The sequence below is a fragment of the Thermomonospora cellulosilytica genome (assembly GCF_014138835.1).
In the GTDB taxonomy this organism is placed as follows: domain Bacteria; phylum Actinomycetota; class Actinomycetes; order Streptosporangiales; family Streptosporangiaceae; genus Thermomonospora; species Thermomonospora amylolytica.
Map to the genome: position 1 here is coordinate 4,734,576 of NZ_JACJII010000001.1, position 14,050 is coordinate 4,748,625.

Genomic DNA, 14,050 nt, shown 5'->3' on the forward strand with positions numbered 1-14,050 from the left:
CGCCCTCGGCCCTCGCTAAAGCCGCCGGGCCCCGTCACGTGCGCTGGTGTCCCGGTAGTCCGGCGGTCCAGCGGTCTTCCAAGCGCCGTCGAACGGGGGCGGCCACGGTGGTGCGGACCCCGGCGCACCCGCAGGAAGGACGCACCCATGACGGCTGGCCCTCGTCCCGTCGCTCCTTCGGCGACGGGATGGACGCGATCCCGCTGGTTCGTGACCCTGTTCCTCACCGACATCTGGGAGCGGTTCAGCTTCTACGGCATGCAGGCGATCCTGGTGCTGTACGCGGCCGCCCCCGCCGACGAGGGCGGGCTCGGGCTCCCCGAGGCCACGGCGGCGGCGCTGTTCGGCGTCTACATGGCGATGGTCTTCATGCTCGCGCTGCCGGGCGGCTGGGTCGGCGACCGGATCCTCGGGGAGCGCCGTGCGGTGATCTACGGGGGGATCACGGTGGCCGCCGGTCACTTCTGCATGGCGCTGCCCCCGCGCGCGTGCACCTATCTGGGGCTGCTGCTCATCGGGCTGGGCACCGGGCTGCTCAAGCCGAACATGAGCGGCCTGCTGACCCGGTTCTACGGGCCGGGCCAGGCGGTCCAGCGGGAGGCCGGCTTCTCGGTCTTCTACATGAGCGTGCAGGTCAGCGCCCTGCTGGCGCCGCTGGTCACCGGATACCTGGGCGAGCGGGTGAGCTGGCACGCCGGGTTCATGGCGGCCGGGGTCGGGATGACCCTCGGCGTGATCCAGTTCGCGGTGGGCGCCCGCGGCTTCGGCGACGTCGGCGCGGCGCCGCAGCGGCCCGCCGCACGCGAGGAGCTGCGCACGGCCGCCCGCCGCACGGCCCTGTGCCTGGCGGCGGCCGGGGCCCTGCTGGCCGTGGACCTGGCGGCGGGCACCTTCGCCATCGAGCACGTGCTGGCGGGGCTGGGGCTGGTCGCTTTCGTCGTCCCGTTCCTGGGCTACCGGTCGCTGCGGCGGCACCCCCGGCTGGGGGCGGACGGGCGGGCCCGCCTGGACGGGTACGTGCGGCTGCTGCTGGCGGCCGCGCTGTTCTGGATGGGCGTGGGGCAGGCCGGCTCGCTGCTGAACCTGTTCGCGCAGGACTCCACCGACCGGCGGCTGGCCGGGTTCACCGTGCCGGCGGCGTGGTTCCAGTCGGCGATCCCGCTGTTCATCCTCATCACCGCGCCGCTGTTCGCGATGCTGTGGCTGCGGCTGGGGCCGCGCGCCTCGGTGCGGCTGAAGTTCGTGCTGGGCCTGTGCTTCGCCGGCGCCGGGTTCTGGCTGATGTCCGCCGCCGCCGCGGCGGCGGCGGACGGGGAGCGGGTGTCGCCGCTGTGGCTGGTGGCCGTCTTCCTGCTGCTGGCCTGCGGGGAGATCACGCTCGGCCCGGTCGGCATCAGCGCGGCCGCCGACGCCGCCCCGGCCGAGTTCCGCGGACGGGTGATCGGGCTGTGGTGGCTGTTCTGCGCCCTGGGCGTGGCGGTCGGCAGCCGCGTGGTCCTGCTCATCGACGTGCTGCCGGACTGGGTGTACTACCTGCTGCTGGGCCTGACGACCGTGGCGGCCGCCGCCGTCCTGGCGCTGTTCGGCCGGCGCGTCGCCCGCATGACCGCCTACCGGACCGACGCCCCGGAGGCTCCGCCGCAGGACGCCGGGAAGCGGTCCGGCGAGCCCGGCCCCCTCACCGTGCAGGGCCCGCACAGGTCGTGAACGCGTCCCGGACGCCGAGGGCGGAATCTACAACGTAAAGGCGGTCGCCGGATCTGGTCCCGCCCTCGGCGCCGGGTTAGCGTGAAGCCCGCGGAATCGATCACGGGAGGGCCCATGGCGGACGGCGGCAGGCTCACGGAGGTCACCTCCGAGGCGGAACTGCGGGCCCTGCTCGGGCCGCCGATGCCCCGGGCGGTGACCAAGGAGCGCACCCGGCTGCACGAGATGGACCGCCGGTGGCTGGCGGCCTCCCCGTTCTGCCTGATCGCGACCGCCGACGCCGACGGCAACTGCGACGTGTCGCCCAAGGGCGACCCGCCCGGGTTCGCCCACGTCATCGACGACACCACGATCGCCGTCCCGGAACGGCCGGGCAACCGCCGCGCCGACGGCTTCCGCAACGTGCTGGCCAACCCGCACGTCGGGCTGATCTTCCTGGTGCCCGGCCGGGGCGAGACGCTGCGCGTCAACGGCAGGGCCCGGCTGCTGCGGGACGCCCCGTTCTTCGACGAGATGACCGTCAAGGGGCACCGGCCCGCGCTGGCCCTGCTGGTGGAGATCGAGCAGATCTTCTTCCACTGCGCCAAGGCGTTCCTGCGTTCGTCGCTGTGGGACCCGGCCACCTGGGACCCGGGGGCGCTGCCCTCGACGGCGCAGATCACCAAGAGCGTCCAGAAGGTCGAGGAGACGCTGGAGGAACTGGAGCGCTACTACGGGCCGGAGTACGCCGACCGCCTCTACGTCCCCGTCCCGAAGTGACCCTCACCGGGCCGCCAGCACCGCCTGGGTCTGGGTGACCTGGGCGACGCGGCGGTCCCGGTCGTCGTACAGGTCGGTCTGCACGACGATGGACGTGCGGCCGGCGTGCAGCGGGCGGGCCACGGCGCGGACCGTCCCCTCGCGCACGCCGCGGAAGAAGTTGGTCTTGGACTCCAATGTGGTGGTCCACGTCTCCGGCGGCAGGTTGAGGAACGCGCACACCGCGCCGAGGCTGTCGGCCAGCGCCATCAGCGCGCCGCCGTGCATCGCCCCGCCGGCCGTGCAGCGTTCCGGCGCCCAGTCCAGGCGGCCGGTCACCTCGCCGGGCGCGGCGGCGTCGATCCGCACGCCCAGCGCCACGGCGAACGGCATGGCCTCCAGCAGGTCCTCGGTCGTCATGGCGGCTCCCTCGTGGATCCCTTGCGAACGGGTCGTGACCACCCTCGTTCCCGCCGCCGCGCAGGGGCCATTACCCGCCGGGTAATCGCCGCCATGATCGGGCGGTCGATAGCGTCGGGGCCGTGACGACGATGACGACCTCGCTGGGGGACGTGCGGCCGGTCGGGGAGCAGTTGCGGGCCTGGCGGCAGCGGCGGCGGCTGAGCCAGCTGGAGCTGGCGCTGGAGGCCGACGTGTCGACCCGGCATCTGAGCTTCGTGGAGACCGGGCGCTCGACGCCCAGCCGGGAGATGCTGCTGCGGCTGGCCGAGCATCTGGACGTCCCGCTGCGCGACCGCAACCTGCTGCTGGTCGCGGCCGGGTACGCGCCGGTGTACGCCGAGACGCCGATCGAGGAGCCCCGGATGGACACCGTGCGGGCCGCGCTGCGCAAGATCCTCACCGGGCACGAGCCCTACCCGGCGGTGGTGGTGGACCGGTTCTGGAACCTGATCGACGCCAACGCCGCCGCCGCGTTCTTCATGGAGGGCGCCGCGCCGCACCTGCTGGAGCCGCCGGTGAACGTGCTGCGGCTGAGCATGCACCCGGACGGGATGGCCCGCAACATCGTCAACCTGGGGGAGTGGCGCGCCCACATGGTCGACCGGGTCCGCCGGCACGTCGCGCTGACCGCCGACGAGTCCCTGGCCCAGCTGTACCGGGAGCTGCGCGACTACCCGGTCGCCGACGACGCCGGGACGTTCCCCGCGCCGACCGGCGGGGAGGTCCTGGTGCCGCTGCGGATCCGCGCCGGCGACCGGGAGCTGTCGTTCTTCAGCACCATCGCCACGTTCGGCTCGCCGGTCGACATCACGCTGGCGGAGCTGGCCATCGAGTCGTTCTATCCGGCCGACGAGACCACCACGGCGTTCCTGCGCGAACGCGCCGGCTGGTGAGGACCCGCCGGAATCGGCCCGTAACACGCGTGATAGACACCTTGGGCGACCGGGGGTGGACGGCCGAGGGAGCGCGCGGTGAAGATCACGGGGACGGTTCAGCATCAGGCGTGGCAGGACAAGGTGCTGCCGCCGGTGGAACAGGTCCGGCCGGGGCTGTGGTCGTTCCCGGTGCCGCTGCCCGACAACCCGCTGCGGTACGTGCTGGTGTACGGGCTGGAGCTGCCGGACGGCGGCATCGCCCTGGTGGACGCCGGCTGGGACACCCCCGAGGCGTGGGACGCGCTGTGCGCGGGGCTGGCCACCGCCGGATGTGAGATCACCGACGTGCGGGCGGTGCTGGTCACCCACCTGCACCCCGACCACTACGGGCTGGCCGGGCGGATCCGGGAGGCGTCGGGGGCCTGGGTGGCGCTGCACCCGGCCGACGCGGGGCTGCTGCGCGCCCGCTACACCGACTTCGACGGGCTGATCGCGGCGATCCGCGAGCAGATGGCCGTGCACGGGGTGCCCGACGAGGAGGCCGGGCCGCTGGCCGACGCGTCCCGCACGATCCTGCCGCTGGTCCGGCACACCGACCCGGAGATCCTGCTGGAGGACGGCGAGCAGGTGCCGATCCCCGGCTGGCGGCTGCGCACGGTGTGGACGCCGGGCCACTCGCCGGGGCACGTGTGCTTCCTGGACCCCGACCGGCGGCTGCTGCTGTCCGGCGACCACGTGCTGCCGCGGATCACCCCGGCGATCTCCGTCCACCCGCAGCAGCGGCACAACCCGCTGGCCGACTTCTTCGACTCCCTGGACAAGGTGCGCGGGCTGGACGTGGAGGAGGTGCTGCCGGCGCACGAGTACCGGTTCGCCGGGCTGGCCGACCGGGTCGCCGCGCTGGCCGCCCACCACACCACCCGGCTCGACGAGATCGCCCTGCTGGTCATCGCCTCCGGCGAGAACGGGGCCACCGCGTGGGAGCTGGCGCGCCGGCTGACCTGGTCGCGGCCGTGGGAGGAGATCCAGCCGTTCATGCGGCGCACCGCCATGCTGGAGACGCTGGCCCACCTGGTGATGCTGGCGGCCCAGCAGCGGGTGCGGATGCTGGACGGCCCGCCGGTGCGCTGGCGCGCTATGACCGGGTGATGCCGGCGGCCGCGACCGGGCCGAGGCCGGCGACGGCCGCGTCCAGGTCGGGCTCGTCGTGGGCGATCCGGTCCGGCGGCATCCCCAGCTCCCGCAGCGCCCGCACGGTCCGGGCCACCATGGCGGCGGGCCCGCACACGTAGGCGTGCGCGTCGGCCGCGGGCAGGTCCTCCAGCCGCTTCAGCGCGTCCGGGACGGCGCCGTGCGGCCCGCCGGACCCGGGGTCGTCGGCCGTCACCGGGATCACCCGCAGCGCCGGGCAGGCCGCCTCCAGGGTCCGCAGCGCGGGCAGGTCGTACAGTTCGGCGGCGGTGCGGGCGCCCCACACCAGGTCGATCCGGCGGCCCGGGTCCGCGGCGAGGGCCTGCTCGGCCAGCGCCTTGAGCGGGGCCAGCCCGGTCCCGCCGGCGACCAGCAGCAGGTCCCGGTCCCTGGCACGGTCCAGGGTCATGTCGCCCTGCGCCGGGCCGAGCATCACGGTGTCGCCCACGGCGGTGTGCCGGACCAGCGCGCCGCTGACCCAGCCGGCGGGAACGGCCCGCACGTGCAGGGTGAGGGCGCCGTCCGGGCGGGGCGCGTTGGCCACCGAGTAGGGCCGCCACACCCGCGGCCACCGGGACGTCTGGACCGTGACGTGCTGCCCGGCGGCGTACGGCAGCGGCTGGCCGGGACGCACCGTCAGCACCGCGATGTCGTGCCGGCGGCGTTCGTGGCCGACCACCTCGCCGAGCCACCAGGGCGGCGTGCGCGCCGCGTCGGCCTCGGCGGCGTCGGCCATCGTGCGCGCGGCGGCGGCGAACACCGTGGTCCAGGCCGCCTCCACACGCGGGTTCCAGGCGTCGGCGGCGAACCGGCGCAGCGTCGCCACCAGCGCCGCGCCCACCGCCGGGTAGTGCTCGCGGCACAGGCCCAGCTTGCGGTGCTCGCGGCCGAGCCGGCGCAGCCGGTCCTCGAACGCGGCGGGCTCCTCCAGGCTCCACACCAGCCGGGTCAGCACCCGCAGCACCCGGTCGCGCTGGGCGTCCAGCGCCGGGGGGAACAACGCGCGCAGCCGCGGCTGCTCGGCGAACAGCCGGCCATAGAAATACGCGACCGCCCGATCGGCGTTCGGTTCCAGCAGGGCGAAAGTCTCTTTGACGATCCGGGCATCAGACGACATAGGTTCCACTCGCCCTCTGGCGTATTCCGGGGACTCCGGGAGCGCCGCGGGAGCGATGCGAACATGATCCCTGCCAGCGGCATGTCCGGCTTGCTGAGAGTCTCGCACCGGTTTAGGAAGGGCTCAACCGGTTCCGCCGACGAATGGAATATTCGGTCGCGTGGAATGCCGTCGCGATTGCGCCGGGCGTATCCGGTTCGGTTCCGGTGTTCGGATATCGAACGTGTCCTGCCGATGGCTCCCGGTCACCGGCGGTGAGCGGCACTCGACCGGACCGTCCCGCCCGGCACGGTCGGTGACGAACGGCCCGGCCGGCAGAGGAAAGATCCTCTCCCGGGGAGTGAATTTCCTTGCCGCGATGTGCCGGACGCGGGACCGTGATCGGTAAGACGGGGGGCGGGTATCCATATCCCGAACCGGCCGGTCCGAAAACCCGGACGGCCCGGTTCCCGGAGAGGGGAGCAGGGCATGAGCGACGGCGTGACCGGTGCGCCGCGCGGCGCACCGCCGATCATCGGGGTGACCTCCTACGAGGAGCCCGCCCGCTGGGGCGTGTGGATCCGCGAGGCCGCGCTGCTCCCGGCGTCCTACCCGCGGGCGATCGAGCGGGCCGGCGGCGTCGCGGTGCTGATCCCCCCGGCGGACGCGCTCGGCGGCCTGCCCGCCCTGGTGCGGCGGCTGGACGGCGTCGTCCTGGCCGGCGGCCCCGACGTGGATCCCGTGCTGTACGGGGCCCGCCGCCACCCGGAGACCGGCCCGCCGCAGCCCCGGCGCGACCGCTTCGAGCTGGCCCTGGTCCGCGCCGTGCTGGACGCCGGCCTGCCGTTCCTGGCCATCTGCCGGGGCATGCAGGTGCTCAACGTGGCCCTCGGCGGCACCCTCGTCCAGCACCTGCCGGAGACCGTCGGCCACGACGAGCACGGCCCGGCCCCCGGCCGGATCGGCCGCCACCGGGTGCGCATCGACCCGGCCGGGCTGCTCGGCAAGATGCTCGGCGACCAGGCCGACGTGCCCACCTACCACCACCAGGCGGTCGACCGGCTCGGCGCCGGGCTGGTCCCGGTCGCCTGGACCGACGACCGGGTGGTGGAGGCGGTGGAGCTGCAGGGACACCGGTTTGGGCTGGGCGTGCAGTGGCATCCCGAAGACGGCGACGACCCCCGCCTGTTCGCCGGCCTCGTCACCGAGGCCGCCGGGGGGTAGCCGCCCCGTCCGATCCCGTCCCGCACGCCCGGAGGCCCGAAGATCCCATGCCGCCGCACCCGCAGATCCGCCGGTTCCGCGAGCTGCTCGCCCTGTGGGGGCAGCTGACCGGAGACGACCCCTCGATCGAGGACCTGCGGCGTGCCCGGCGGCGCGTCCCGGCCGCGGCGCACACGCCGCACCCCCCGCCGGCCGAGGTGCGGGACCTGGAGGCGGACGGCCCCGGCGGCCCGGTCCCGGTGCGCCTGTACCGGCCGCGCCCGCGCTCGGCCGGGCCGCTGCCCGCCCTGGTGTACCTGCACGGCGGCGGCTTCGTGCTCGGCGACATCGACGACGTGGACGGGCTGTGCCGGGAGCTGTCGGCCCGCGTGGGCTGCGCGGTGGTGAACGTGGGCTACCGGCTGGCCCCCGAGCATCCGTTCCCGGCCGCCGTCGAGGACGCCTGGGCCGCGCTGGCGGACGTGGCCGCGCGTCCCGGGCGGTACGGCGCCGACCCGGCGCGGCTGGCGGTCGCGGGGGAGAGCGCCGGCGGCAACCTGGCCGCCGTGACCGCGCAGCGCGCCCGCGACGAGGGCCTGGCGCTGGTGCACCAGCTGCTGGTCTATCCCGTCACCGACACGGCGATGGACACCCCGAGCTGGGCCGAGCACGGCTCCGGCCTCGGCCTGGACGCCGCGATGATGGCCGCCTACCTGGACCTGTACCGGTGCGGCGCGGACCCCGCCGACCCCCGGCTGGCCCCGCTGCGCGCCGCCGACCTGTCCGGCCTGGCGCCCGCCACGGTGATCACCGCCGAGTACGACATCCTGCGCGACGAGGGCGAGGCGTACGCGCGGCGGCTGGCCGAGGCCGGGGTGCCGGTGGAGCTGCGCCGCTACCCCGGCATGATCCACTCGTTCTTCCTGCTGCCGGAGATCTTCGAGGACGGGGCGCACGCCCGCGCGCTGGCCGCGGCCCGGCTGCGCGCGGCGTTCGCCGCCGGCCGGTCGGCCGAACCGGCGCCGTAGCAGATCCAGCGCCGAGCCCGGCACCATGATCGCTCCCCGGTGCGACACGGGCGACACCCGGCTCAGTAGGACTTGGGCAGTCCCAGTTCGTGCTGGGCGATGTGGGCGAGCACCAGCTCCTCGGCGACCGGGATGTTCTTGGCGATCCGCGCGTCGCGGAAGAACCGGGCCACCGGGTACTCCAGCGAGTAGGCCATCCCGCCGTGGGTCTGGAACGCCCGGTCGGCCGCCTGCCAGGCCGCCTCGGCGGCGGTCAGCTTGGCGATGTTGGCCTCCGCGCCGCACGGCCGCTGCCGGTCCCACAGCCAGGCGGCCTTGTAGGTCATCAGCCGGGCCAGCTCCAGCTGGGCCTTGATCCGCGCCAGCGGGAACGCCACCGCCTGGTTGGCGCCGATAGGCCGGCCGAACGGGGCCCGCTCGCGGGCGTAGGCGCAGGCGACCTCGAGCACCATCTCACCGGACCCCACCCCGCCGGCGGCGGCCAGGATCCGCTCGGGGTTGAGGATGTCCCACAGCACCGCAAAGCCCTGGTCGACCTCGCCGAGCACCCGGTCGGCGGGCACCCGCACGCCGTCCAGGAACACCATGCTGGAGGCGACCGTGTTGGTGCCGAGCTTGGGGATCGGCCGGTAGGTCAGCGTCCCGTCCGCCACCGCCTCCTTGACGTCCACCAGCAGCACGGTGAACCCGCTGACCCGGGGCCTGGCCTCGGCGGCCGGGATCGTGCGGGTCACCAGCACCATGAAGTCGGCGCGCTCCACCCCGGAGATCCAGATCTTCTGCCCGTGCACCACGAAGTGGTCGCCGTCGCGGACCGCCCGGGTGGCGATGTTGATGGCGTTGCTGCCGGCGTCCGGCTCGGTGATGGCGAAGCAGGTGTCCAGCTCCCCGGCGGCGATCCTCGGCAGGAACTCGGCCCGCTGCTCCTCGGTGCCGTGCCGGGCGATGGTCAGCCCGCCGAACGCCGGGGTCAGCAGGTACAGGAACGAGGCCGCCCCGCCCGCCCCGCCGGCCGCCAGGCTCTCCAGCGCCACCGCCAGCTCCAGCAGCCCCTGCCCGCCGCCGCCGTACTCCTCGGGGATCGCCAGCGCCGTCCAGCCGCCCTCGACCAGGTCCCGCCAGACCTCCTCGGGCCAGCGCTTGTCGGCGTCGCACCGGTCCCAGTACGCCTGGTCGTACCGTCCGGCGATCGCCCGCACCCCGTCGCGCACCGCGATCGCGCTCTCCGGAAGGTCGAAGTCCACCGCGTTCCTCCTCAGCTCGTGTCGCGGGGACACCGTACCAAGTGCAGTAAGGGATTACTGACACACCTCGGCGGTGCGGTCCGGCCCGGCCGGGCAGGGCTCGCCCAGATGCCGGGCCACCAGCCGGGCGATCCGCCGGGCGACCCGGTCGGGCGGGTCGGCCGGCAGCAGCAGATGGCTCATGGTCAGCCGGATCGCCGCGTCCGCCACCTCGGTCAGCGCGTCGGGGTCCAGATGCGGCCAGCGCCGCAGCACGTGCTCGATCAGCCGGGACTTGGCGCCGAACAGCACCGGCTCGGCCCGCGTGGTCAGCAGCGGCAGCAGCTCCTCGCCGCCGGTGCCGGTCAGCACCGCCTTCTTGACCGGGTCGTCGGCCGAGGTGCGCAGCGTGAACGACACCGCCGCCTCCACCGCCGAGTACAGGTCGGTGTGCCGGGCCAGCACCTGGTCGATCCCGTCCAGATAGGCCTCGTTGTCCCGGATCACCAGGGCCTGCGCCAGCCGCCACTTGTCGCCGAACTCGTTGTAGACGGTCTGCCGGCTGACCCCGACCGCGTCCGCGACGTCCTGCATCCGGACGCCCCGGTAGCCGCGCTCGGTGAGCAGCTCGGTGAAGGCGTCCAGCAGCTGGTCGCGCAGGGATCGACCGGTGCTCATCACAGCCTCGCCTCCGTCTCCGACACCCGACGCCTCACCTTATGCGCCCGGCCGGACGGGCCGCCGGGCGGGCGCGCCGGACCCCGGGCCGCGGCCGGCGCGCGATCACGAAACGGTTTCGCGGGAATCATGCATCTTGTGGGCGGAACGGTCATTTCGTAGGTTCGCCGCGAACAGGGCGCCCTCCCGACAAGTCCATCGCAGGTCACCGTCGCGGTCCGAGATCCGGGCCGCCGGGCGGCCTGCCCGGCATCCAGGAGACGCCATGCCCGAGCTCAGACGCCGTCAGCTGCTCGCCGGAGCCGCGGCCCTCGCGGGCTTCGCCACCGTCGGGCTCAGCCCCGGCGCGGCGGCCGCCGCGACCAGGCAGCGCCCGGGGGCCAGCCGGCTGCCCTCCCTCACGGTGGGGGACCGGGCAGTGGTCGGCCGGGTCGACGCCCGCCGCGCCCTGCAGCACCTCAAGGTGCTCAGCGACGAGATCGGCTGGCGCATCGCCGGCACCTCCAGCGAGCACCGCGCCGCCCGCTACATCGCCAAGGTGCTGCGCGACCTCGGCTACAAGGTGACGCTGCAGCCGTTCCCGGTGGCCGACAAGTACCTGGCCGAGATGAAGGCGCCGCAGGTGCACTGGCAGTGCAGCGCCGCCCCGCGCGGGGCGGTCGCCTCCGCGAGCGGCCCGGTCGTCGACCTGGGCACCGCCACCGACGTCACCGAGGACGTCACCGGCAGGCTGGTGCTGTTCACCCGGGTCGCCGGCAGTGAGACCGCCCAGGCCAAGGCCGCCGCCGCCAAGGGCGCGGCCGCGGTGCTCATCGCCAACGTGCCCTCGGCGACCTTCCCCGAGCGCAAGGCCGCCGCGTTCACCCCGTCGCTGACCGAGGACGTGGCGATCCCGGTGCTGGGCGTGGCCCAGTACCACGGCGAGCAGATCCGCGGCGGGGTGTCCAGGCTGGACCTGACCGTCACCCACCACAGCGGGCTGACCTCCTACAACGTGCTGGCCGAACGGCGCGCCACGCTGCCCAACCCCGAGCGCAAGACGGTGATCGTCAGCGCCCACTACGACAGCGTCCCCGGATCCCCGGGCGCCAACGACGACGGCAGCGGCACCGTGCTGTGCCTGGAACTGGCCCGGGTGCTGCGCCGGCTGCCCACCCAGCAGGACATCCGGATCGCGCTGTGGGGCTCGGAGGAGTACGGCCTCATCGGGGCCCGCCACTACGTCGGCCAGCTCACCGACGAGCAGGTCGCCCAGATCAGCGGCTGCTTCCAGAACGACATGGTCGCCACCAGCCACCCGCCGGCGGGCACCTACTGGCTGCTGTCGGTGGACGGGGCCGACAACACCACCACGGCCGCCGTCGCCGCCGCGGCCGAGCGGCTCGGCTACTCCGGCCAGGTCAAGGGCCCGACCGCCCGCGGGTCCAGCGACCACGAGGCGTTCTTCGAGCGCGGCATCGACGCCGGCAACTTCAGCTGGCGGGGCGGCGAGGCGCCCAGCCAGCTCGAGCCGATCTATCACACCCCGGAGGACACCATCGCCAAGAACATCAGCCTCCAGCGGCTGCAGGTGTCGCTGGAGCTGATCGGCTGCGCCGTCTACGACGTGGCGCGCCGCTGATCCCGGCACCGGACGCCGCCCCGCGACCGGCGGGGCGGCGTCCCGTGCGTTTCAGCGCCCGGTGATCTCCTCGATCAGCTCCTCCCAGCGCGCTCCGACCACGGGCAGCGCGTACGCCTCCGCCGACCGCCGGGCCCGCTCGCCGAGCCGCCGCCGCAGCTCGTCGTCGGCGATGATCCGGCGCAGCGCCGCCGCCAGCGCGGGCACGTCCTCGGCCGGGACCAGCAGCCCGTCCACCTCGTGGGTGATCAGCTCGGCCGGGCCGGTGGGGCAGTCGAACGCCACCGTCGGCAGCCCCTTGCTCATCGCCTCCAGGATCACCATCGGCATCCCCTCGAACCGCGAGCTGAGCACGCACACCGACGCCCTGGCCAGCTCGACGCCCAGGTCGGTGGACCGCCCCATCAGCCGGACGTGCTTGTGCAGGTCGTGCCGGTCGATCAGGCGCTCGAGCTGCTCCTGCTTCGGGCCCGACCCGAAGATGCGCAGCTCCCAGTCCGGATGGTGCGGCGCGACCTCGGCGTACGCCCGCACCAGCATGTCGTAGCCCTTCTGCCGGGTCAGCCGCCCGGCGGCGATGATCACCTTCTGGTCCGGGTCGGCGGGCCCGCCGTTCAGCTCGGGGATGGCGTTGGGCACCTGCACGATCCGCGGGCGGTCGCCGTCCAGCAGCTCCCCGAACGCCTCCACCGACGCCTGCGTCAGCACGGTCAGCAGGTCCAGCCGCGGGTAGGACCGGGCGATCCCGGACTGCAGCCAGGGCTTGTAGGCGGTCAGGTTCATGTGGTCCTGGCCGACCTTGACCACCGAACGCGGCGCGACCTCGGCGATGAGCATGTTGTGCACCGGCTTGGTGCCGATGAGCACGTCCTGGCGGCCCGTCAGCAGCGTCCGCGCCAGGCACAGGTCGGTCCACAGCGAGACGCTCTTGGCGGTCACGTCGCGGCGCGGGGTCAGCACGCTGGGAAGCCGCGACAGCAGCCGGGCCACCGGGCCCTGCGGCCCGGTCCGGTCGTCGGCGGCGATCACCGTGACCCCCGGCGGGAACGCAAAGAACGGCTGCTCCGCGTTCCTGATCACGCTGATGATCTCCACGTCGTACCGGGCGGCCAGATGGCCCGCCAGGTTCAGCGCGGTCCGGATCGTGCCGCCCATGCCGTAGGCGGTCTGCAGCAGGATGCGGATCCGCACCCGCTCCCCGCGCCCGCGCCGGCCCCGCAGCGCGAGCAGCAGCCGCAGCAGCAGCAGCGCCGATCTGCGCACCAGCCGCTGCAGCCGTCCCGCCGTCCTCCGTGAGACGCCCCTGGCCTTACGCCGCCACCCCGTCACCTGCTACTCCTTCGCCGTAGGCGGGTATGCCCCGTAGATCGTGAATATTCCTCTACGTTTCTTGTCCTGACGCCCGGGTGCGGTTCCCAGTTGGCCGGATCGGCGAGAAAGATCACATGACGTCCCGATGACCCGGGTCACCATGGAGATGGACGGGACGTCGGGATCGAGGGAGAATCATGCCCCGTCACCGCGGCGACAACGCCGATGGTGCGCCGTTCGCGGAGCCGCTCGTCCCGGTCGCCGACCACGACGACGCCGGCGGCTCGTTCCGGCCGTACCGGGTCTCGATCTTCCGGCGTCCGGCCGCGTGACCGGACGGGGACATCCGGACCACTTCCCGATGTCGGGTTGATAACGGACCGATTTCCCGGATAGGGATGACGGTACGTGTCCGACGGGGGACGCTTTCGCCACGGCGCTGCGCGGGACGTCCTCTCCGAACCGAACGCCCGCCGGCCGGTTGGGATCCGATCCGGTGGGTAGCTGCTGGACAGGCTTCGGGTAGGGAGGCCCGGGATGACGGGAACGGCCGAGATACTGCGTGTGGAACAGCACACGGTCGGCCTTTGGGCGGTGCTGGAGCTGACCGGCGAGCTGGACGTGGCCGGTCTGCCCGCGCTGCAGCAGCGGGTGGAGGAGATCAGCGCGGCCGACGGCCCGCCCCGGCTGGTGATCGACATGTCCGCGGTGACGTTCATGGACTCCTGCGGGCTGGGCGGCCTGGTGCGCTGCTGGAAGCGCGTCGCCGGGATGCAGGGGCGCTTCGTGCTGGTCGGGCTGCAGCCGCGGGTGGCGCGGGTGCTGGAGATCACCGGGATGCGCCGGGCCTTCGAGATCTACGACAGCCTGGAGGAGTTCACCCGCTCCTGAGCGTCCTCCGCCTCGTGCCGCCGAGG

At 73.9% G+C, this 14,050-nt stretch carries 14 protein-coding genes; 9 read left to right on the forward strand and 5 right to left on the reverse strand.

All coding sequences use genetic code 11. The features are described 5' to 3' along the window. Positions 1–147: 147 nt before the first annotated feature. Positions 148–1,707, forward strand: a complete 1,560-nt coding sequence (locus HNR21_RS22155; protein WP_220500253.1) for a peptide MFS transporter — start codon at positions 148–150, stop codon at positions 1,705–1,707. A gap of 114 nt (positions 1,708–1,821) precedes the next feature. Beyond that, positions 1,822–2,466 carry a pyridoxamine 5'-phosphate oxidase family protein gene (locus tag HNR21_RS22160; RefSeq protein ID WP_182706708.1) on the forward strand — a complete coding sequence of 215 codons (645 nt, stop codon included), beginning with the start codon at positions 1,822–1,824 and terminating at the stop codon, positions 2,464–2,466. Positions 2,467–2,469: 3 nt separating this feature from the next. Here HNR21_RS22160 and HNR21_RS22165 read toward each other — a convergent pair whose 3' ends face one another. Next, the gene (locus tag HNR21_RS22165) at positions 2,470–2,865 is read right to left on the reverse strand and encodes a PaaI family thioesterase (RefSeq protein ID WP_119730363.1); all 396 of its coding nucleotides are present in this window, start codon (positions 2,863–2,865) and stop codon (positions 2,470–2,472) included. A 131-nt stretch (positions 2,866–2,996) separates the two neighbouring features. Between HNR21_RS22165 and HNR21_RS22170 the strand changes: the two genes are divergently transcribed. Both HNR21_RS22170 and HNR21_RS22175 read left to right on the forward strand, forming a co-directional pair. Continuing rightward, a complete protein-coding gene (locus tag HNR21_RS22170; RefSeq protein WP_119730364.1) occupies positions 2,997–3,800 on the forward strand; it encodes a helix-turn-helix domain-containing protein in 804 nt (267 codons plus the stop codon). A 78-nt stretch (positions 3,801–3,878) separates the two neighbouring features. Continuing rightward, the gene (locus HNR21_RS22175; protein ID WP_312881162.1) at positions 3,879–4,931 is read left to right on the forward strand and encodes an MBL fold metallo-hydrolase; all 1,053 of its coding nucleotides are present in this window, start codon (positions 3,879–3,881) and stop codon (positions 4,929–4,931) included. On the opposite strand, the gene HNR21_RS22180 is transcribed toward HNR21_RS22175, so the two are convergent. Continuing rightward, positions 4,918–6,090 (reverse strand): globin domain-containing protein, encoded by a 1,173-nt coding sequence (locus HNR21_RS22180; RefSeq protein WP_182706709.1) that lies wholly within the window; start codon positions 6,088–6,090, stop codon positions 4,918–4,920. The genes HNR21_RS22175 and HNR21_RS22180 overlap by 14 nt on opposite strands. 468 nt (positions 6,091–6,558) lie before the next feature. Between HNR21_RS22180 and HNR21_RS22185 the strand changes: the two genes are divergently transcribed. Together HNR21_RS22185 and HNR21_RS22190 are read left to right on the forward strand one after the other, a co-directional pair. Further along, positions 6,559–7,293: a gamma-glutamyl-gamma-aminobutyrate hydrolase family protein gene (locus tag HNR21_RS22185; RefSeq protein ID WP_182706710.1), complete on the forward strand. Its 735-nt coding sequence runs from the start codon at positions 6,559–6,561 to the stop codon at positions 7,291–7,293. A 47-nt stretch (positions 7,294–7,340) separates the two neighbouring features. After that, positions 7,341–8,300 (forward strand): alpha/beta hydrolase, encoded by a 960-nt coding sequence (locus HNR21_RS22190; RefSeq protein WP_182706711.1) that lies wholly within the window; start codon positions 7,341–7,343, stop codon positions 8,298–8,300. A 62-nt stretch (positions 8,301–8,362) separates the two neighbouring features. On the opposite strand, the gene HNR21_RS22195 is transcribed toward HNR21_RS22190, so the two are convergent. Both HNR21_RS22195 and HNR21_RS22200 read right to left on the reverse strand, forming a co-directional pair. Continuing rightward, positions 8,363–9,544, reverse strand: coding sequence for an acyl-CoA dehydrogenase family protein (locus tag HNR21_RS22195; protein ID WP_182706712.1), 1,182 nt, complete (start codon positions 9,542–9,544; stop codon positions 8,363–8,365). 54 nt (positions 9,545–9,598) lie between these two features. Next, positions 9,599–10,201: a TetR/AcrR family transcriptional regulator gene (locus tag HNR21_RS22200; RefSeq protein WP_182706713.1), complete on the reverse strand. Its 603-nt coding sequence runs from the start codon at positions 10,199–10,201 to the stop codon at positions 9,599–9,601. Between the two features lie 265 nt (positions 10,202–10,466). Between HNR21_RS22200 and HNR21_RS22205 the strand changes: the two genes are divergently transcribed. Then, a complete protein-coding gene (locus tag HNR21_RS22205; protein ID WP_119730370.1) occupies positions 10,467–11,822 on the forward strand; it encodes a M20/M25/M40 family metallo-hydrolase in 1,356 nt (451 codons plus the stop codon). Positions 11,823–11,873: 51 nt separating this feature from the next. Here the strand turns inward: HNR21_RS22205 and HNR21_RS22210 are convergent, their stop codons facing one another. Next, positions 11,874–13,151: a glycosyltransferase family 4 protein gene (locus HNR21_RS22210; protein ID WP_182706714.1), complete on the reverse strand. Its 1,278-nt coding sequence runs from the start codon at positions 13,149–13,151 to the stop codon at positions 11,874–11,876. Between the two features lie 179 nt (positions 13,152–13,330). Between HNR21_RS22210 and HNR21_RS36085 the strand changes: the two genes are divergently transcribed. After that, positions 13,331–13,465, forward strand: coding sequence for a hypothetical protein (locus HNR21_RS36085; protein ID WP_281402056.1), 135 nt, complete (start codon positions 13,331–13,333; stop codon positions 13,463–13,465). Between the two features lie 205 nt (positions 13,466–13,670). Then, positions 13,671–14,024 carry an STAS domain-containing protein gene (locus HNR21_RS22215; protein WP_119730372.1) on the forward strand — a complete coding sequence of 118 codons (354 nt, stop codon included), beginning with the start codon at positions 13,671–13,673 and terminating at the stop codon, positions 14,022–14,024. Positions 14,025–14,050: the final 26 nt, after the last annotated feature.

Excerpts from the sequence above, each read along its gene's own strand:
- HNR21_RS22155 (WP_220500253.1), top strand. The coding sequence starts at position 148 with ATGACGGCTGGCCCTCGTCCCGTCGCTCCTTCGGCGACGGGATGGACG.
- HNR21_RS22160 (WP_182706708.1), top strand. The coding sequence starts at position 1,822 with ATGGCGGACGGCGGCAGGCTCACGGAGGTCACCTCCGAGGCGGAACTG.
- HNR21_RS22165 (WP_119730363.1), bottom strand. The coding sequence starts at position 2,865 with ATGACGACCGAGGACCTGCTGGAGGCCATGCCGTTCGCCGTGGCGCTG.
- HNR21_RS22170 (WP_119730364.1), top strand. The coding sequence starts at position 2,997 with ATGACGACCTCGCTGGGGGACGTGCGGCCGGTCGGGGAGCAGTTGCGG.
- HNR21_RS22180 (WP_182706709.1), bottom strand. The coding sequence starts at position 6,090 with ATGTCGTCTGATGCCCGGATCGTCAAAGAGACTTTCGCCCTGCTGGAA.
- HNR21_RS22185 (WP_182706710.1), top strand. The coding sequence starts at position 6,559 with ATGAGCGACGGCGTGACCGGTGCGCCGCGCGGCGCACCGCCGATCATC.
- HNR21_RS22190 (WP_182706711.1), top strand. The coding sequence starts at position 7,341 with ATGCCGCCGCACCCGCAGATCCGCCGGTTCCGCGAGCTGCTCGCCCTG.
- HNR21_RS22200 (WP_182706713.1), bottom strand. The coding sequence starts at position 10,201 with ATGAGCACCGGTCGATCCCTGCGCGACCAGCTGCTGGACGCCTTCACC.
- HNR21_RS22205 (WP_119730370.1), top strand. The coding sequence starts at position 10,467 with ATGCCCGAGCTCAGACGCCGTCAGCTGCTCGCCGGAGCCGCGGCCCTC.
- HNR21_RS36085 (WP_281402056.1), top strand. The coding sequence starts at position 13,331 with ATGCCCCGTCACCGCGGCGACAACGCCGATGGTGCGCCGTTCGCGGAG.
- HNR21_RS22215 (WP_119730372.1), top strand. The coding sequence starts at position 13,671 with ATGACGGGAACGGCCGAGATACTGCGTGTGGAACAGCACACGGTCGGC.